Below are 15,387 nucleotides of genomic sequence, written 5' to 3'. Positions count from 1 at the left end.
GCCTTCGGCCTCTAAATAGATCGCCGATAATGCGTCAATTTTCGCCGTTATAGCGTCATTTATCGCGTCGAACGTGTCGGCGGCTTCTTCCTGCGTGACTTCCTCGTTTTCGAGCGCGTCTTGTAATTCTTTGTACATTTCGGTTAACTCGTACATTCTCATAGGATCACCTTCGCATTCTCCGCCGCGATAAGGTCTTTTATTCTGGCCTTCATGCTATCTATTACTTTCAGCATTCCCTCACCTTGCCCGTGGATATAATCGAATGACCGCTCATCGAGAACGTCGTTCTCGTCGTAAAAATGCAGTAAGTGCAACCCGATCGCCTCATAGGCGGCTAGATCGTCAGCTATTGACTTTCCTAATACTTTTTGATTGATTAATTTTTCTATGCTATAATTTTGTTGTATATTGCTTTGTGCGTCCGTTGCCGCGGACGCATTTTTTATTTCAGTCATAATATTCTTCCCCCGCTTCTTCAGAAAAAATAACTTCCCAGTCATCAATTTCGAAGTTGTCGATGTTGCCCATAATGCTATCCTCGTAGTAATCGATTTTTCCGTCAATTTCTTCTTCATCGTCAGCCGTTACCTTAATAGTCGCCGTGATAATCGCTTTTACTTCCACCGTGTAAACATGTGTTTTAGGGATCGTTGGACGGTCAATCACCATTGGATTATCAGCTTCTTTCATCTCGCCACCTCCTCCAAGTCAACGCATAGGCTCACCAGCGCGCCGCCGCCGATTATCGCGCCCCAGCTTTTAGCCAAATACTTAAGCGCCACCGAATAATCAACATATAACGCAACGTCGCCCGTGATTAAGTTTGCCGCACCTATTAACATAAGCGCTCCGCCGATAGCCGCCCCGATAGTCCGCCAATGCTCATGAATAAAAATTAATGCTAATACCAGTCTTTGAACGACGGTCAATTTTTTACGCCGCATCTTCTTTTTCATTTCGTTTCGCCACCTTTAGCGCCTTTACGCTCTGCGTCGCTACTAGATAATCAATGAACGCCGCTAAATTTACCAGCCGCATTCCGCCCGGATATACGATGATTTTATCGTCGTATGCGCCGCTCGCCTCCATATCCGCAACGTGCGCGCGGATCGTCGAAAGACCAAGTCCGACAAACTTTTTCAGGCCGCCCGTTTTACACCAAATATCCTTGGCCGGAACGGACACCGGGCCGTCTACCACCATAATTTCCTGCATGCTTTACGCCCCCTCTTTCTCGTTAATGCACCCGCCGATTAACTCAAAACATTGATCTGTGTTTACGAAAAGAGTACAGTCGCATCTGTGCTCTTTTTGTATGTCAGCCGCCATTTGCACGATCTCCTTAACTTGCGATGCGCGATAAGCCGTCGCTTTGATGTGAACATTAAGCCCTTGCTTATGTTGCCTTTTGAATGGCTTTCTCTTTGGCATCTTTTCTCACTCCTTTCTTCGTCTTACATGTCTTGCGGCGAACTCTTTAACGGTTAACTCGTTCATGTTTCACCTCCTTTGCGTGATATACTCACCTCAGAAAGGAGGTGAAATTATGCTTACCATCGAACAACGTGCACACGACTTGACGATTCTGTATCTGACAAGATACCCTCGCTTGATACAAGCCCCGCAAGCGTATGCAAACGAATACATGCGTATTTACAAAGAAATACTTACTCTGTTAACTCCTGTCCGCTAGACGGGAACACGGAAACCGTATCCGCCAGCATTTGCACTGTGCCTATAACGGTTAGTACGTCTTGACGGCTCAACCCGTGAAGTGCCTCACACACTGCGACGGTGACCTGAGCCGTCTTTTCATTTTGGTCGTATACATGAATCGATTCTTTCAACGTCATTACCTCACCCCCGTTCATCGCCCTCATCTTTATAGAATTATATTCTAGTTTTTGGGCAAAAAATTAATATTATCAATCGGCATCTTATAGGTTTGTGAAATTCGTTGCTGAAACAACGCGCTTACTCGCCAAGGCTCTTTTTCCCACCGGATCAAAGTATCTTTGCCGATGCCAATTTTCGGCGCCGCCTCTTTGATCGTTAGGCGGGCATTTACGCGCGCCGCTCGTAATGAAATTTGCACTTTCTCACCTCCGTTTCTTTATCTTGGTTATAGTATAATCTAGAATTTAACGCTAGTCAAGACTTTTTTTCTACTTTTCCCCAAAAAATATTGACCACCCAAGAATTTTAATCTATACTATTCATAAAAGGAGCGGAGATTGCCATGTTGGAAACTGAAATTCGTGCTATTTTTAGCCGCAACTTAAAAATGTATATGGAAAGCCATGACCTTAACAACGTAGAATTAAGCCGCATTGTAGGCGTATCTGAAAGCACCGTCGGCAAGTGGTTACTTCAAAAGTCTTTGCCGCGCATGGGTGTTGTTGAACAACTTGCTAATTATTTCAAAATTAATAAATCGGACTTGTTGGAAGATAAGGGCAGGACTGTTTCAATCCCCGATGACCCCAATGTGTTTATTCCTAAATTAAAAAAAGTCCCTTTACTTGGGACTACGGCAGCCGGCGAACCGATATTGTCGGAAGAAAATTTTGAAGGCTATGTCGGAACAACGACAAACGCTGATTTTTGCTTACATGTTAGCGGCGACAGTATGACGGGCATAGGAATTTATGACGGCGACACCGTTTTCGTCAAGTCACAAAACGAGGCGGAATCCGGCCAAGTGGTAGTCGTACGCATCAACGGCGACGCCGTCACCCTTAAGCGTTTCTATCATAACGGCGAAAGCGTCATTCTGCAGTCGGAAAATCCGGCCTATCCGCCTATGATATTCAACGCCAACAACTGTGACGATTTCCGTATATTGGGCCGCGCTATCATCAAGCAGAGTATTATTAAATAATTATTTTTGTGCGCATGTAAAGGGGGGCACGTAAAAATGGATACTATTTTGGAGTGGGCTGTTATTATTGGCGCGTCTTATGCGATATACAGTCAGTATCAAAAGCAAGCGCTTGCGAATAAACCACTTTATTCAAAACGCACTTACGCCTTAATAGAAACCGCCGTGGCTATTATTTTCTTTGTGTTGTTAGCCATTGCGGGGAGCTATTGGTCGTCAGCGTATGGACACCGATTCAACGCAACCGCCTTTGAGTATAGCGCGTTTTACAGGTGGCTAGCGCTAGATCTAGTAATAATTAACGCTGTTTTTACTTACTTTTATAGCCGCTCGCTTAAATGGTCAACGATCAAATCAACAATAATGGCACTGTTGACATTGTTTATATTTGGCGCACCAATATCATTTTTGATGATTATATTTTCAAAGCCGAAACAAGCACTAAATAATTAAATAAATTAAAAGCGGGACGCTACCAACGCCCCGCGGAGAGATGCGCCAACCGTGACATTAGGAGATGCAGTAACACGGCGACGCGGACAGAAACACGCCCGAAATGGGCTGTTTTCTGTATGTTTAATTATATCACAAGAAGGAGGAAAAGCTATGTATATCGAGGAGCGAAAGACAAAAAGCGGCCGCACGTCGTATCGTGCCGTCGAGACGTATGTTGACAGGCTAACCGGAACGCGTCGGCGCGTATCGGTTACCATGGATAAAAAGACCAATGCGACCATTAAGTGGGCAACCACCGAACTGCAAAAGAGAATTGACGAGGCGCAGGAAACAAAAACCGAAAAGAATATAACGCTTGCGGAACTGTTAAAAGAGTATGCGGAATACCGCGCGCCTGATGTTAGACCGACAACACGGCGCGCGCATGCGGATTATATCAAGCGGCTAATTAAGATATTTCCCGACGGCATTTTAGTGCCGGCGCTTACTTTACCGATTATACAAAAGGCATTTATTAAAATACGCGACTTGTCCGGCGTTACTGTCGGCATGACCGCCTCATTTTTCAAGCAGTCAATGAAATACGCTAAACGCATGAAGTATATAACAGATATAAGTTTTATCCACGAGATGACCGTTTCCGGACGCGCAAAAACAGTTGACGATGTAAAACGCGCGCGGGAAAAGTTTTTAACGCGTGAAGAATTAGCGGAAGTACTGCAAAAAGTGCATGAAATAAAACCGCGTTACGCCCTTATGCTTGAATTTATAGCACTTACCGGCTTACGCGTCGGCGAATGTTCCGCGCTCCGGTATCAAGATTTTGACGGTGAAAACATTGATATAAACGGCACGATTTCACAGGCCGTTAGGCTTTCCGCTAAAGAAATAAAAACGCCGCCGAAAACGCTATCATCATTCCGGACTGTGGCGCTCAATAGCCGCGCCATTGAAATTCTAAAACAGATCCGCATTGAAAACATGAAGGCGGCCGCCGCATGGGGTAAACGAAAATACACGGAAAAAGGCTACTTTTTTACAACGTCGACGGGCAACCCTATACGCTTTTCCAACATAAACCGCATGCTTCGCTCGCTTAAATTGCCGCGTCATATTTCAACGCATGTATTCCGCCATACTCATATATTTTTATTGGCGGAATTAGGCGTTCCACTAAAAACGATCATGGAACGCGTCGGGCATATCAATCCGAAAACGACGCTTGCCGTTTATTCGCATGCAAGTGAAAAAATGCATCGTGACGCCGCCGACAAGCTCGACGAAATATCAATGTAATTTTTTTGGGGGAAGAATGGGGGAAAATTCGCTGGCGTAAATTAAGATGATAGAGAAGAAACGAAAATATAAAAGCCCCCAACGGCGGGCATTGTGGGCGTTATATATCTCGTGTGGCTAAAATGAAAACGGTAATATTTATATGATCTCGATCGCGGCCAAAGGCGCCGGCGCACGTTACCCGGTCTGCCGCCGCTCGCGCCGCGCGATCCCGATCAAAGGAAATAAGTTTATACCGCCGTCGGTACATGACGCGCCGACAAAACAAAAGCGCTTACCCAAAGGTAAGCGCTTTTTCTCAACCCGGAAAAAATTTCTTGGCTTTTATCACGTGTTCCGGCTGGATATATTTATTGGCAATTTTCATTGCCCCGGCGACAACCGCCGCATCATCCAACCAGCCGATGCCGGCAATAAAATCCGGCAAGAGGTCGCCCGGCGTAATCATATACCCCAGCGCCCCCAAAATGGCAAGCCGTACAAAATTCGGCGTCCGCGAGTCACGCAGACAATAAAACAAGACAACTGCCTGCCGCAAGAATCCCGCGCGTCTGCCTAACGTTCCGAAATAGCCTAAAAACTTTTTGGCCGAATACATGCGAAATAAGAGTTTGAACAATCTTCCCATAGAGATGTTCCCCCTTACTTCGTCGCTTCGTGAATTTCCTGTTTTACCTTTTCCGCCGCGTCTTCGACGCTTTGTTTAGCGTCGGCATACGCGCCTTTTGCTTTCGCGGCGTATTCGTCCGCTTTCGCTTTCGCTTTATCGGCCAATTCGCCGCCGTCCGCCTCCGCTTTTTCCGCTTCGTATCTGGCTTTGGCCGCCAGTTCTTCCACTTTCGCTTCGGCTTTCATTTTCATATTATCCAAGTCGCTCATTAAAGTTCCTCCCCCGGGCAATGCCCGTGTCCCAACGCGATGTCATGATATCTTTAGCTTTCATTAGCGTTTTCTTTTGCGAACAGCACGCGTATATGCTCGTGACCTTCCGCAGTAATCGCTTTTAATGTTTCTGTTCTGCTTTAATTTCTTCCGCGCGGGCTTCGACTTTATCTTTTAATTCTGCCGCTTTATCAGCCGCATCTTCTTTCGCTGCCGCGGCTTTCTCTTTTGCTTCCTCCGCTTTTTCCTGCACGCGGTCCTTTAATTCTGCCGCTTTATCGGCTGCTTCTTCTTTCGCTTCCGCGGCCTTCTCTTTTGCTTCCGCCGCTTTTTCCTGCACGCGATCTTTTAATTCCGCTACTTTATCTTCGGCTTTCGCCTGCCAATCCACAGATTTTTCTTTCACTTCATCCGCTTTTTGTTGGGCTCGGTCTTTCAGTAATTCCGCACGCAATTTGGCATCGGCGCTGGCTTCATTAACGCGTTCTTTGACTTCGACCGCCAGTTCTTCCGCCGTGTCTTTCGTGACTTCAAAAATACCTTTCGCCAACGCTTTTTTATCGTCGATCTGCGCCTGCGATACACCGAAAGTCAACAGCAATTCCGTCAGCGCTTTGTCGGCCGTACCCAAGAATTTATGTACTTTAGCCTGACCGGCGTAGTCTTCCATAAAGTCCTGCGTTTCGTCGCCCAACGGCTCATCTTTTTTTACATTGTTGGCAATTTCTTCGACTTTTTCCTGACCTTCCTGTTTCAGGTCTTCAAACTTCTCCACATACGGCTTAATATCGAGCGGCAAGCCGTCTTTAATCCACGACTGCGCCACACGACCGACACCATAGGTAACGGAAACGGCAACCGGTAAACCGACGCCCGGAATCGGGATCAGCATCGCGGCGATCGAACCGACGACACGTGCGCCGAACGCACCGAGGAAACTCATAATGGTACGATCCGAAAGTTTGACATCGTACACTTTCGCCAACCGGCTGATCATATATACTTCATTGGCCATCAAAGCAATTCCGCCCAAAAACGGCGTCATCGAAATGACACCCGCGCGCGCGGCGCCCCAGCGGATTAAATTTTCCGCTTCCAGGTCGCGTTCATCATAAGCGGCCGGCACTTCCGGCGCCGCCGGTGTCGTTTCCACTTGCGGTGCCGGGACATGCGCACCTAATTTTTCCACGTCTTCTTGCGCTTCCGCCATCGGACGAATGTCTTCATGCTCCGGATTCTTAATTTTTCGTTTGTCTTTTGACATATGATTCACCCCTTCGCAAAAATAACTCTTCTGTCTTTATTGTACCACAATTGCCGCTAACTGACCCCGAAAGCAATGTGAAAAACAGACTTTAATGCGATGCTAATCAATCGATCGGACATGTTTACGCTCCCTGGGATCTTGTTTTTTTCACATGGCAACGATCGATCATCGGCGCCGCCTTACCATGCGGTGAGGCCGCCATCAACGGGAATCCCCGCGCCGGTGATGAAGGACGCGCGCGGCGACAGTAAAAAAGCGATCACTTCCGCCACTTCGTCCGCTGTCGCGATCCGCTGTAAAGGATAATGCGCCGCCATCTCTTCGCGGTCCGCCGGCGTTTGCCATTGCGCTTGGGTCAACGGCGTCTCGGTATCACCGGGCAAAACCGCATTCACCCGCACTCCGTAAACCGCCATTTCGAGACTCCATGAACGCGTAAAAGCGAGCACCGCTCCCTTAGTGGCCGCATAGAGGGAGGCGGCCACATTCCCGTTGACCGCGGCGTCAGAGGCTACCGTAACGACCGCGCCGCGCGTCTCACGTAAGTAGGGAATCGCCGCGCGGCAGCAACGAATCGTGCCGTAGACATTCGTGGCAAAAAGTTCCGCCAACGCGGCTTCCGTTTCCTCACTTAAAAGCGCTTCATGATAGATACCGGCGCCGGTGACCAGTCCGACGATCGGGCCGTACTGCGCCGCCTGCGCAAAAATGGCTTCCGCCCCGTTCGGATCGGCCACATCTCCCTGCAAGAATCGGGCCGCGGGAACGGTTGTCAAGGCGGCCGCGCCGCGTTCGGGATCGCGCCCCACTAAAAGAGGACGGAAACCCGATGCGGCTAAAATTTTCGCCGTGGCAAGACCGATCCCCGAAGTCCCTCCGGTAATCACAACACTTTGCTTCATGCGCCCCAGTACCCCCATGCGAGCTTGATGATCAACGCGCCGACAATCAGCAGAAACAACAGCCGCACAAAACCGTTGCCGCGCACCATTGCCGTGCGCGCGCCGGCGTACCCGCCGGCCACCATGCCCAACGCCATCGCCAAACCGTAACCGAAATGCACCTGCCCCAAAAACAGGAAGAACACTAAACTGCCGCAATTGCTGGCCGCATTCAGGCAACGACTGTTGCCCGCCGCCCGTACAAAATCAAAACCCATGGCGACAAACGCCATCATCATGAAAGATCCGGTGCCGGGGCCGATAAAACCGTCATAAAAAGCGCAGCCCGCCGCGGCGAGCGTCGCCGCCAGCCAAACATTACGACTTCGTCCGCGATACGTAGATTGGCCGCCCCAGTCCTTTTTGAAAAGAACGACCAGCGCGACGATCACCAAGGCGCCGATAATTACCGGCTCAAAGGCGAACGAGGCGATTTGCATAATGACATACGAACCAAGCATTGAGCTTAGAAAAGCCAGCGGTAATAAATATACCACCAGCTTTTTTTCGACCATCCCCCGCCGCCAAAACGTGGTGCTTGAGGTTAAAACTCCCGCGATCGCGGCCAGTTTGTTCGTTCCGAGCGCCACCGTCGGCGGAAGACCCGTCAGCAACATGGCCGGCAATGAAATCAAACCGCCGCCGCCGACCACACTGTCAATGAAGGCGGAAATAAATCCCGCCGCGATTAATGCCAATAAAAGCAAAATATCCGTGGAAAACAATTCCATCCGTTACCCTACCAATTGCGAAACATAAACCAATTCAATGCCTTGCGCTTCCAGTTCCGGCACCATTTGACGCACCGCTTCCGCCGTATTCGGGCGGCAGTGTCCGATTACCAGCGCCGATCCGTCGCGTTGCGCCATGGCGGCCGCTTGCCGCAAACGTTCACAAATGGCCGCGACGCTGCTGTCATTATCGATAAATAATTCGTTTCTGCGGGTCGCGATCCCCATTTCACCCGCCAACGAACTGCCGATCGAATCGGCCGAGGTGGCGCTGTCGACATAAAAGAGACCGCGATCTCTGAGAATTTGCAATACGGGTAACATAGCGCCGCGCGTTGCGGTAAACTTCGATCCTTGGTGGTTGTTGACTCCAACCGCTCCCGGTACTTGCGCCAGCGCCGCTTTGGTACGGTCGGCAATATCCGTTACCGACATCGTGGTCAACAGCGTGCCCGCTTCCATACCGCTGCCGGAAACAGGCTCCATCGGCAGATGCAACATGATTTCAAAACCCTGCTCCGCCGCTTGCGCTACCGCCGCGCCTGTATGCGCCATATTCGGCATCACAGCCAGCGAAAACGGTCGTCCGATGGAAGCGTATACCGCCTGCGACTCCAGATCCGTGCCCGCATCGTCAATCAGGATAGCGAGTTTAGCCGTTCCGCCGGCGCGCGGCGTTACTTTCGGCGTTTTCGGCGGCGCGTCGGCCGGCTGTTTGGCTGTTCCTGCGGCCTGTGTCTCTTTGACCGGGTACACATATAAATGCGCGATAATCATCGTGATTTCGTCCTGTTTCGGACGGTCTTTCAACGTCACGTCATACCGTTCGACGGAGTCTTCATGCCAGGTATCTTCGTGCGCTGCGCTGAGCGTTATTTTCCCTGCCGTATCGGGCAAGGCTTCGATCAGTTTCGGCAAATCCAGCGATCGGCTCGGCGTGACGATCAGGTTGCGCGCCGACCAGCGAATACGACCGCCGGTTTCTTCCCATTTCACTTCTTTTTTGACCGGCGTTTCCCCTTCCACTTTCGCGCCTTCGGCTTCCAATTTTGTCACCAGACGTGCCGCCAAATTGTCGATAGCCGGACGATAATCGGCAATACTTTGCGTGACTTTCGGTTTTTGCGGCAACGGTTTCGCCTTTTCCCCGACGACCTGATTCGAGTCCTGCATGCCGAAATACCACCACGCTCCGCAAGCGACGACAATAAACAGCAATATCCCCCACAGGGAAAACCCGCGACGACGCTGGGTAAACGATCCCTTCGGATGACTTCTGCCATCGGGCCGACGTCTTTTTCTTTGTTGTGCCATAATAAGCTCCATTTCCTCGCGCTAACGCTCGTTGATCTCTTCTTTGCCTTCATTGTAACCGTGAAAACGAAACGCCGCAATAAAAAAGCCCTTGCGATCGCAAAGGCTTTTTTGCAAAGTAATTTTTACCGGTTACGCTTTTAAATGTTTGCTGCCGCGTTCCGTCAGCGGTGTTCCTTCTTGGCAAAGCGGGCAATCTTCCGGCGCGTACGTCTGCACGTCAAGTTTTAAAAGTGCCTGGACCTTTTCATTCGGCACACCGAAATCCGCGCGACCGCCCGACCGATCGACCAGCAAACCCACGCCGACAATGTCCGCGTTCGCCGCCTTGACCACGTCAATGACTTCGCGCACTGAGCCTCCGGTCGTCACAATATCTTCGACAATCAATACTCGTTCCCCCGGCGAGAGCTTGAAACCGCGACGCAACGTCATCTTGCCGTTTTCGCGTTCCGTGAAAATCGCGCGCGTGCCGAGCGCTTTACCGACTTCATGCGCGAGCAAAATACCGCCCGTCATCGGCCCCAAGACGGTATCTACTTTTTGGTCCGCAAACCGCGCCGCGAGTTCTTTGCACAGCGCTTCCGTATACTTGGGTTGTTGCAGCACGTTAAACTTTTCGACATACAGCGGGCTGTGCAATCCCGATGTCAGTAAGAAATGCCCTTCCAAAATGGCTTTTGTTTCCACTAATAATTGACGTACTTCCTGTTCGTTCATTTGCTTTCCTCCATCTCGGCAATAATCGCTTGCGCCGCCGCTTTGGGATCATCCGCTTTCGTAATCGGTCGGCCGATGACCAGGTACGAAGAACCGGCCGTCAGCGCATCTTTCGGTGTCATAATGCGTTCCTGATCATCCGGCGACGCAAACGCGGGACGAACGCCCGGTGTCACCAACAGAAAATCCGGTCCGAGTAAAGCGCGTAAACGGGCCGCTTCCTGCGGCGAGCAAACGACGCCGTCGAGTCCCGATTCTTTCGCCAATAACGCGAGTTTTTCCACATGCGTAACAATCGGTACTGTGCCGCCGATTTCTTCCCACCCGGTTTCGGAAAAACTCGTCAAGGCCGTAATGCCCACCAGACGCGGGCGTTCGATACCGAGTTCCGCCGCCGTTGTTTGAGCAGAACGCGCCGCCGCCTGCATCATTTCACGGCCGCCCTGCGTATGCACGCTCAGTAAATCCGCTCCTAAGCGCGTTAACGCCGCCACCGCTTGCGCGACAGTATTCGGTATATCATGTAGTTTTAAATCCAAAAATACATGTTTTTTATGCGTTTTTAAGTAATCCAGAGGCAAGGTTCCCGCACTGTAGAAAAGTTCCATCCCGACTTTATAAAAAGATACCGACTCGCCCAACGTATCGACAAGTGTCTTCATCTCCGCCGGCGACTTCACGTCTAAAGCGGTAATCAAACGCGATCTGCTCATCCTGCCTCCATCATATCCTAAAATAAAAAACTTCTCCCGGCGGGAGAAGTCATCCAAAACGATTTATTCTGCATTGCCGCCGCTGTCCTTTCCGGTCTCCCGTACCGGATTAAAAGACGAGTTTGGGCAAAAAAAGAGGTCGCGGTAGCGACCTGCTCGGATCAGAACTGAATACCGAAGTAATTCAGAGCCATCATAACTAAAATTCCCATTGCGCATGTCCTTTCTTTGCTAACCATGGTACCTATCACTAGGCTCCGTTACCACCGTAAATCATTGTTGTGCAATGGCCTTTAGGAACTCTCCTAAAAGTTAGCTAAAGTATAAAACACGCAATGCGGAATTGCAAGTCTTTTTTACAAAAAACAGAGCTTTTTTTTACGCCTTTTATAAACAGTCCCTCACCATATGCCACAAGGCTCGGCAGTATTTTTCAAAAAAGGCTACCAATGGGCGCTTCAGCCCATTATAAAAAAGTTAAACACAAAGTTTTTCATAACTTCCAGTAAATTTTTTCAGGTTCGATTTTGATGTTTTTTCGGCTCGGTGACGAGCACAATATTGCGTCCGTCACGACGCGCTTCGATCGAAAAATCGACGATTTCGTCTTTGTAGTAGTCAAGCTTGACTTCCAGCAACAATTTGCCCAGACGCTCTTCGAGTTCGGGTGTCAAAAAGCCGCGGTGAAACGAGTCGGTGGTTGTCGATTGCCTTGTCGTCGCGCGAGTGTTTGCCTGTGTTTGGGACGATCTTGTCGCCGTCGTCCGTTTAGCATTGACACCCGCGGCACGCAGCATGTCCGCATCGGTTCTGTCCTTCGGAATTTTATATTTCGCCATATTACTCCTTCTTCTTCGTTGGTTGATCGTTGGCGGTCATGCCTTCGCCTTCCCGCTGCTGAGCGTAGTTGATCGTGACCTGCGAAAACGGTACCGGTTCGGTGAGTTTGGCGATGGTCGTGAAGCCGACGCCCAAGTACCCGCGCGCCAATTCAATGGCGTTTCCTTTGGAATCCACTTTCGCCGCATAAATGGCTTTACTTTGGTCGACGCCGATCAAACGATAAAAGCCCGGCGGAGAAATCGTGCGCCAGGAGCTGTCGCTGCCGTTAAATGCGTACATGATACCTTCATCGGCATCATCATAAAAGAATACGTCTTCGTCATAAAACACGCCGATCCGACCGATATTTTCCGCTTGGACATAAATGCGGCGCGTATCGTAGTTCGCGTCGGTACGGTAAATGCGGTAGCGTTCATCGGCAACCTGCATCTTCATATAAACGGCATTGGTCGCCGTCGAATACGCCATCGACGTGACTTTCGATCCGGCCGGTACATTTTCAATCGGCGTGTCCAGTTCATGATCGGGCGTTTCCGGATTGTACTGCGCGATGATAATGTCATCGGTCCCTCTCGCGTCGGGATCAAAGAGCGCCATTAAGATCAGGTTCCGATCCGGCAACCATTCAAAGAATGATACTTCGCGCTTTTTCAGATCGATCACCTGAGTATTTTGTTTATCCTGTGCATCATAGACGGTCACGGATGTCGGCGTGACCATCGCCATGTAACGACGATCATGCGAATAGTACCGGGAACCGCTGCCTTCCACTTGTCCGAACCGATCCGAATCCGGCTGCTGTTTCTCTTCGGACATGCCGCTGACGTAAAAACCGGAGTCCGGCGCGAACAGGTATTGGTCCAAATAAAGATAGACTGCTCCCTGCAGCAAAATTCCGGCGGCAAACGCCACAAGCCATGTAGTACGAAGCGATTTCACAACATTCCTCATTTCACAATAAACGCGGTCGGAATCATCCGTTCGCCCAAAAGATCGGCCGGCTTATTCACGACTTTGCCATTTAAATACAGTGTGGAGCTCGAGCCGCCGTCCAAGTTGGCGGCAATGTAGGCGCCCTGTTCATACATGATATTTTGCACGTCCGCCAGCGACGCGCCGACGGAGTAGCCGACCTGGCGACCGTCAATGACGAGAAATAAAACGGTGCCGTCGCGACGTTGACCGATAGCGGTTCGCGGACCGATGCCCCAGCCGCCGTCACCGTGCGTAATCGTTTTCTGTCCGTTAACGACCAAGGGCGGTCCGAAAGTAATACCCTCGATCACGCCGAGCCGACGAAGCTCCGCTTTATTGTACGTGCCGGCAATCAGGTTGCCGCTATCGCTAAAGCCGATAAAATCGACTTCTTCTTCATCATCGACCTTCTCGCCCAAAAGGTATTTGCCGTCATGCAAAATAAAACCGTAAGGCAAGCGTCCCGTGCCCGTGCCGTTGGGATCGTAAAAACCGCCGCCGTTGATCGCGGCCACCGCGTCATTATTGCGGGCGATATTACTGGTCGTATCGCCTTTTTCATTGATATCCGCGGCGGTAGCGACTTGGATTCGTTTCGGATTCGGGATCTCCAAAAGATACCCGACGAAACGATCCGATTCAATTTTTTGCAATTTCAGCGTTTTATCTTCACGCACTTTGAAATTGAAAATATCCTGTTCCGGCACCGCCTGGACACGTCCCAAAATGCGGTCCAGTTCCTGCTGATCAAACAGCCAGGTGATGTAGTGCGGATGGCGCGAGCGCACAATCGCGCCAACGACCGCCTGCTTCAAATTCGCAAACGGGCCGAACAAAACGACAATCGGGCTTGTGATGACGAAAAACAGCAGCGTCACCAGCAGCCACCGTATGCCGATATGATTCCACCAATGTTTCATAGAGCTCCTTATAACGAACGGTACTGATCCGTGGTCAACCGTTCTTCAAAATGTTCCAAATCCACGCGATTACCGATCCAAATCCGGCGGACGGTAAGCGGATCATCACCGACATGCACACGGCCCGGATCCATCGTCACCGCCAACGTAATGCCGTTCTCCTGTAAAATGCCAAGCAGCGTATTATTGTACAAACCGTACGGATAACAGAAGTACGTATTTTCAATGCCCAAATGCTCCGCCAACGCCTGTTGTGACAACGTGACCTCTTCCCGCTGCGTCTTGGCCGGAAGGTAAGTCGTCTGCGGATGCGAAAAAGTATGGTTCGCCACCGTCACGCCCGCCGCCTGCATTTCTTTGAGCTGTTCCCAAGTGACGCGACCGGATTTGCCGACATCATTGGTAACGACAAAAATCGTCCACGGAAAACCGAATTCTTTCATGAGCGGATACACGATTTCATAGTTATCGAGATAGCCGTCATCAAACGTAATGCAAACGGGTTTTTCCGGCAACGGCGTACCGTGACTGATATACTCATCCAATTGTTGCAATGAGATCGGATGGTAGCCGTTATCTTTTAAAAATTGCATTTGCGCTCGAAAATGATCCGGAGCCAGCACCGCGTCATTATTCGCAAGATCGGCAATCATATGGTACATCAAAACAGATACGCCGTTTTTCACCGGCTCCTCGGCCGGCGGAGCCGTTGCGGCCTTGACCGGCTCGGCGTCATGCGCCGTCGTGTTCGTAACAGGATCATGTTGGCAACCGGCCAGCAACATCATCGCCATCAGCATGGTAACGACCAGACCCCAGCGCCAAATCTTTTTTTGCATCGTATTCTCTCCCACTGCCCGCCGTGTCTATGTGCAGATAAAAGTTTACTTTTTACGGGCGAATGTAATTACTCCTTATTTTACTATACAGAGCGCCGCATTTCAAACCGCAGCGCGACAGTCTTCCTATATAACGGCACAAAAAAAGAGCGTCTTTCAAGACGCTCTTTTTTGATCAACTTTTGAGTTTGGTCGCACCGGCGACTTGCAAACGAATCAATGCACGTTGCAAAGCCAGTTCGGCACGCTCATAATCGATATTCTTATCCTTGGATTCCAAACGAGACAGCGCACGATCGCGCGCTTTGATCGCTCGTTCGATATCGATATAGTCCGCCGTTTCCGCCACTCGGGAAGTAATCGTAACCACGTTGTCTTTGACTTCCATGAAGCCGCCGAATACGGCGATTACAATTTCTTTACCGTCTTTTTTAATGCGGATCGGCCAAACCTTCAATGCCGCTACTAATGGGGCATGATCGCGCATGATCCCGAACTCACCGTCAAGTGCGCGTGCGACCACCAAATCGACGCCGTCTTCACTGAAAACAGTGCCGTCCGGCGTGATGATGTTGACGCGCATTCCCGCATCATTCGTGGCCATGG

The 15,387-nt window shown here is 50.2% G+C and carries 21 protein-coding genes; 3 read left to right on the top strand and 18 right to left on the bottom strand.

The window, feature by feature from the left end:
* Nucleotides 1–158: 158 nt before the first annotated feature.
* The 5 genes from KIB08_RS05110 to KIB08_RS05090 all read right to left on the bottom strand — a co-directional run bounded on the left by KIB08_RS05110 (nt 159) and on the right by KIB08_RS05090 (nt 2,098).
* Nucleotides 159–458 (bottom strand): hypothetical protein, encoded by a 300-nt coding sequence (locus tag KIB08_RS05110; RefSeq protein ID WP_303990420.1) that lies wholly within the window; start codon nt 456–458, stop codon nt 159–161.
* Nucleotides 451–693 carry a hypothetical protein gene (locus KIB08_RS05105; protein ID WP_303990419.1) on the bottom strand — a complete coding sequence of 81 codons (243 nt, stop codon included), beginning with the start codon at nt 691–693 and terminating at the stop codon, nt 451–453. Before KIB08_RS05105 ends, KIB08_RS05110 begins: the two co-directional genes overlap by 8 nt.
* Nucleotides 690–959, bottom strand: a complete 270-nt coding sequence (locus KIB08_RS05100) for a hypothetical protein (RefSeq protein WP_303990415.1) — start codon at nt 957–959, stop codon at nt 690–692. Before KIB08_RS05100 ends, KIB08_RS05105 begins: the two co-directional genes overlap by 4 nt.
* Entirely contained in the window at nt 937–1,218 is a 282-nt protein-coding gene (locus KIB08_RS05095; protein ID WP_303990412.1) for a hypothetical protein, read from the bottom strand. The genes KIB08_RS05100 and KIB08_RS05095 overlap by 23 nt, the downstream gene beginning before the upstream one ends.
* Before the next feature lie 682 nt (nt 1,219–1,900).
* Nucleotides 1,901–2,098 carry a helix-turn-helix domain-containing protein gene (locus KIB08_RS05090; RefSeq protein WP_303990410.1) on the bottom strand — a complete coding sequence of 66 codons (198 nt, stop codon included), beginning with the start codon at nt 2,096–2,098 and terminating at the stop codon, nt 1,901–1,903.
* Nucleotides 2,099–2,245: 147 nt separating this feature from the next.
* On the opposite strand from KIB08_RS05090, the gene KIB08_RS05085 reads away from it, so the two are divergent.
* The 3 genes from KIB08_RS05085 (at nt 2,246) to KIB08_RS05075 (ending at nt 4,636) form a co-directional block, all read left to right on the top strand.
* Nucleotides 2,246–2,884 (top strand): LexA family protein, encoded by a 639-nt coding sequence (locus KIB08_RS05085; protein ID WP_303990407.1) that lies wholly within the window; start codon nt 2,246–2,248, stop codon nt 2,882–2,884.
* A 36-nt stretch (nt 2,885–2,920) separates the two neighbouring features.
* Nucleotides 2,921–3,337: a hypothetical protein gene (locus tag KIB08_RS05080; protein ID WP_159822590.1), complete on the top strand. Its 417-nt coding sequence runs from the start codon at nt 2,921–2,923 to the stop codon at nt 3,335–3,337.
* Nucleotides 3,338–3,490: 153 nt separating this feature from the next.
* Nucleotides 3,491–4,636: a tyrosine-type recombinase/integrase gene (locus KIB08_RS05075; protein ID WP_303990403.1), complete on the top strand. Its 1,146-nt coding sequence runs from the start codon at nt 3,491–3,493 to the stop codon at nt 4,634–4,636.
* Nucleotides 4,637–4,934: 298 nt separating this feature from the next.
* Here the strand turns inward: KIB08_RS05075 and KIB08_RS05070 are convergent, their stop codons facing one another.
* The 13 genes from KIB08_RS05070 to KIB08_RS05010 form a co-directional block, all read right to left on the bottom strand.
* Nucleotides 4,935–5,264, bottom strand: a complete 330-nt coding sequence (locus tag KIB08_RS05070) for a YkvA family protein (protein WP_303990400.1) — start codon at nt 5,262–5,264, stop codon at nt 4,935–4,937.
* A 14-nt stretch (nt 5,265–5,278) separates the two neighbouring features.
* A complete protein-coding gene (locus KIB08_RS05065; RefSeq protein WP_303990397.1) occupies nt 5,279–5,515 on the bottom strand; it encodes a hypothetical protein in 237 nt (78 codons plus the stop codon).
* A gap of 124 nt (nt 5,516–5,639) precedes the next feature.
* Nucleotides 5,640–6,782 carry a hypothetical protein gene (locus tag KIB08_RS05060; protein WP_303990394.1) on the bottom strand — a complete coding sequence of 381 codons (1,143 nt, stop codon included), beginning with the start codon at nt 6,780–6,782 and terminating at the stop codon, nt 5,640–5,642.
* A 182-nt stretch (nt 6,783–6,964) separates the two neighbouring features.
* Nucleotides 6,965–7,687, bottom strand: a complete 723-nt coding sequence (locus KIB08_RS05055; protein ID WP_303990391.1) for an SDR family NAD(P)-dependent oxidoreductase — start codon at nt 7,685–7,687, stop codon at nt 6,965–6,967.
* Nucleotides 7,684–8,457 (bottom strand): sulfite exporter TauE/SafE family protein, encoded by a 774-nt coding sequence (locus KIB08_RS05050; RefSeq protein WP_303990388.1) that lies wholly within the window; start codon nt 8,455–8,457, stop codon nt 7,684–7,686. Before KIB08_RS05050 ends, KIB08_RS05055 begins: the two co-directional genes overlap by 4 nt.
* Nucleotides 8,458–8,460: 3 nt before the next feature.
* On the bottom strand, nt 8,461–9,771 hold the full coding sequence (locus tag KIB08_RS05045) for a divergent polysaccharide deacetylase family protein (RefSeq protein ID WP_303990385.1): 1,311 nt from the start codon (nt 9,769–9,771) through the stop codon (nt 8,461–8,463).
* Nucleotides 9,772–9,903: 132 nt separating this feature from the next.
* Nucleotides 9,904–10,491: an orotate phosphoribosyltransferase gene (gene pyrE, locus KIB08_RS05040; RefSeq protein ID WP_303990382.1), complete on the bottom strand. Its 588-nt coding sequence runs from the start codon at nt 10,489–10,491 to the stop codon at nt 9,904–9,906.
* Nucleotides 10,488–11,204 (bottom strand): orotidine-5'-phosphate decarboxylase, encoded by a 717-nt coding sequence (gene pyrF, locus KIB08_RS05035; RefSeq protein WP_303990380.1) that lies wholly within the window; start codon nt 11,202–11,204, stop codon nt 10,488–10,490. Before pyrF ends, pyrE begins: the two co-directional genes overlap by 4 nt.
* A gap of 515 nt (nt 11,205–11,719) precedes the next feature.
* On the bottom strand, nt 11,720–12,043 hold the full coding sequence (locus KIB08_RS05030) for a hypothetical protein (RefSeq protein WP_159822603.1): 324 nt from the start codon (nt 12,041–12,043) through the stop codon (nt 11,720–11,722).
* A gap of 1 nt (nt 12,044) precedes the next feature.
* Nucleotides 12,045–12,986, bottom strand: coding sequence for a hypothetical protein (locus KIB08_RS05025; protein ID WP_235020598.1), 942 nt, complete (start codon nt 12,984–12,986; stop codon nt 12,045–12,047).
* 8 nt (nt 12,987–12,994) lie between these two features.
* A complete protein-coding gene (locus KIB08_RS05020) occupies nt 12,995–13,942 on the bottom strand; it encodes a phosphodiester glycosidase family protein (protein ID WP_075939146.1) in 948 nt (315 codons plus the stop codon).
* Between the two features lie 8 nt (nt 13,943–13,950).
* Nucleotides 13,951–14,781 (bottom strand): polysaccharide deacetylase family protein, encoded by an 831-nt coding sequence (locus KIB08_RS05015; protein ID WP_303990367.1) that lies wholly within the window; start codon nt 14,779–14,781, stop codon nt 13,951–13,953.
* Nucleotides 14,782–14,956: 175 nt separating this feature from the next.
* Complete coding sequence (locus KIB08_RS05010) at nt 14,957–15,385, bottom strand: F0F1 ATP synthase subunit epsilon (RefSeq protein ID WP_024049080.1); 429 nt, start codon at nt 15,383–15,385, stop codon at nt 14,957–14,959.
* Nucleotides 15,386–15,387: the final 2 nt, after the last annotated feature.

The organism is Negativicoccus succinicivorans, from assembly GCF_018372215.1.
Taxonomy (GTDB): domain Bacteria; phylum Bacillota; class Negativicutes; order Veillonellales; family Negativicoccaceae; genus Negativicoccus.
The sequence above is the reverse complement of the archived record's forward strand: the minus strand, read 5'-3'. Positions and strand labels throughout refer to the sequence as shown.

Bases quoted from the DNA above. Each gene is read 5' to 3' on its own strand.
- KIB08_RS05015 (WP_303990367.1), bottom strand. From the start codon at position 14,781: ATGCAAAAAAAGATTTGGCGCTGGGGTCTGGTCGTTACCATGCTGATG.
- KIB08_RS05050 (WP_303990388.1), bottom strand. From the start codon at position 8,457: ATGGAATTGTTTTCCACGGATATTTTGCTTTTATTGGCATTAATCGCG.
- KIB08_RS05030 (WP_159822603.1), bottom strand. From the start codon at position 12,043: ATGGCGAAATATAAAATTCCGAAGGACAGAACCGATGCGGACATGCTG.
- KIB08_RS05080 (WP_159822590.1), top strand. From the start codon at position 2,921: ATGGATACTATTTTGGAGTGGGCTGTTATTATTGGCGCGTCTTATGCG.
- KIB08_RS05105 (WP_303990419.1), bottom strand. From the start codon at position 693: ATGAAAGAAGCTGATAATCCAATGGTGATTGACCGTCCAACGATCCCT.
- KIB08_RS05055 (WP_303990391.1), bottom strand. From the start codon at position 7,687: ATGAAGCAAAGTGTTGTGATTACCGGAGGGACTTCGGGGATCGGTCTT.
- KIB08_RS05060 (WP_303990394.1), bottom strand. From the start codon at position 6,782: ATGTCAAAAGACAAACGAAAAATTAAGAATCCGGAGCATGAAGACATT.
- KIB08_RS05045 (WP_303990385.1), bottom strand. From the start codon at position 9,771: ATGGCACAACAAAGAAAAAGACGTCGGCCCGATGGCAGAAGTCATCCG.
- KIB08_RS05095 (WP_303990412.1), bottom strand. From the start codon at position 1,218: ATGCAGGAAATTATGGTGGTAGACGGCCCGGTGTCCGTTCCGGCCAAG.
- KIB08_RS05065 (WP_303990397.1), bottom strand. From the start codon at position 5,515: ATGAGCGACTTGGATAATATGAAAATGAAAGCCGAAGCGAAAGTGGAA.
- KIB08_RS05100 (WP_303990415.1), bottom strand. From the start codon at position 959: ATGAAAAAGAAGATGCGGCGTAAAAAATTGACCGTCGTTCAAAGACTG.
- KIB08_RS05020 (WP_075939146.1), bottom strand. From the start codon at position 13,942: ATGAAACATTGGTGGAATCATATCGGCATACGGTGGCTGCTGGTGACG.
- KIB08_RS05075 (WP_303990403.1), top strand. From the start codon at position 3,491: ATGTATATCGAGGAGCGAAAGACAAAAAGCGGCCGCACGTCGTATCGT.
- KIB08_RS05110 (WP_303990420.1), bottom strand. From the start codon at position 458: ATGACTGAAATAAAAAATGCGTCCGCGGCAACGGACGCACAAAGCAAT.
- pyrE (WP_303990382.1), bottom strand. From the start codon at position 10,491: ATGAACGAACAGGAAGTACGTCAATTATTAGTGGAAACAAAAGCCATT.
- KIB08_RS05010 (WP_024049080.1), bottom strand. From the start codon at position 15,385: ATGGCCACGAATGATGCGGGAATGCGCGTCAACATCATCACGCCGGAC.
- pyrF (WP_303990380.1), bottom strand. From the start codon at position 11,204: ATGAGCAGATCGCGTTTGATTACCGCTTTAGACGTGAAGTCGCCGGCG.
- KIB08_RS05070 (WP_303990400.1), bottom strand. From the start codon at position 5,264: ATGGGAAGATTGTTCAAACTCTTATTTCGCATGTATTCGGCCAAAAAG.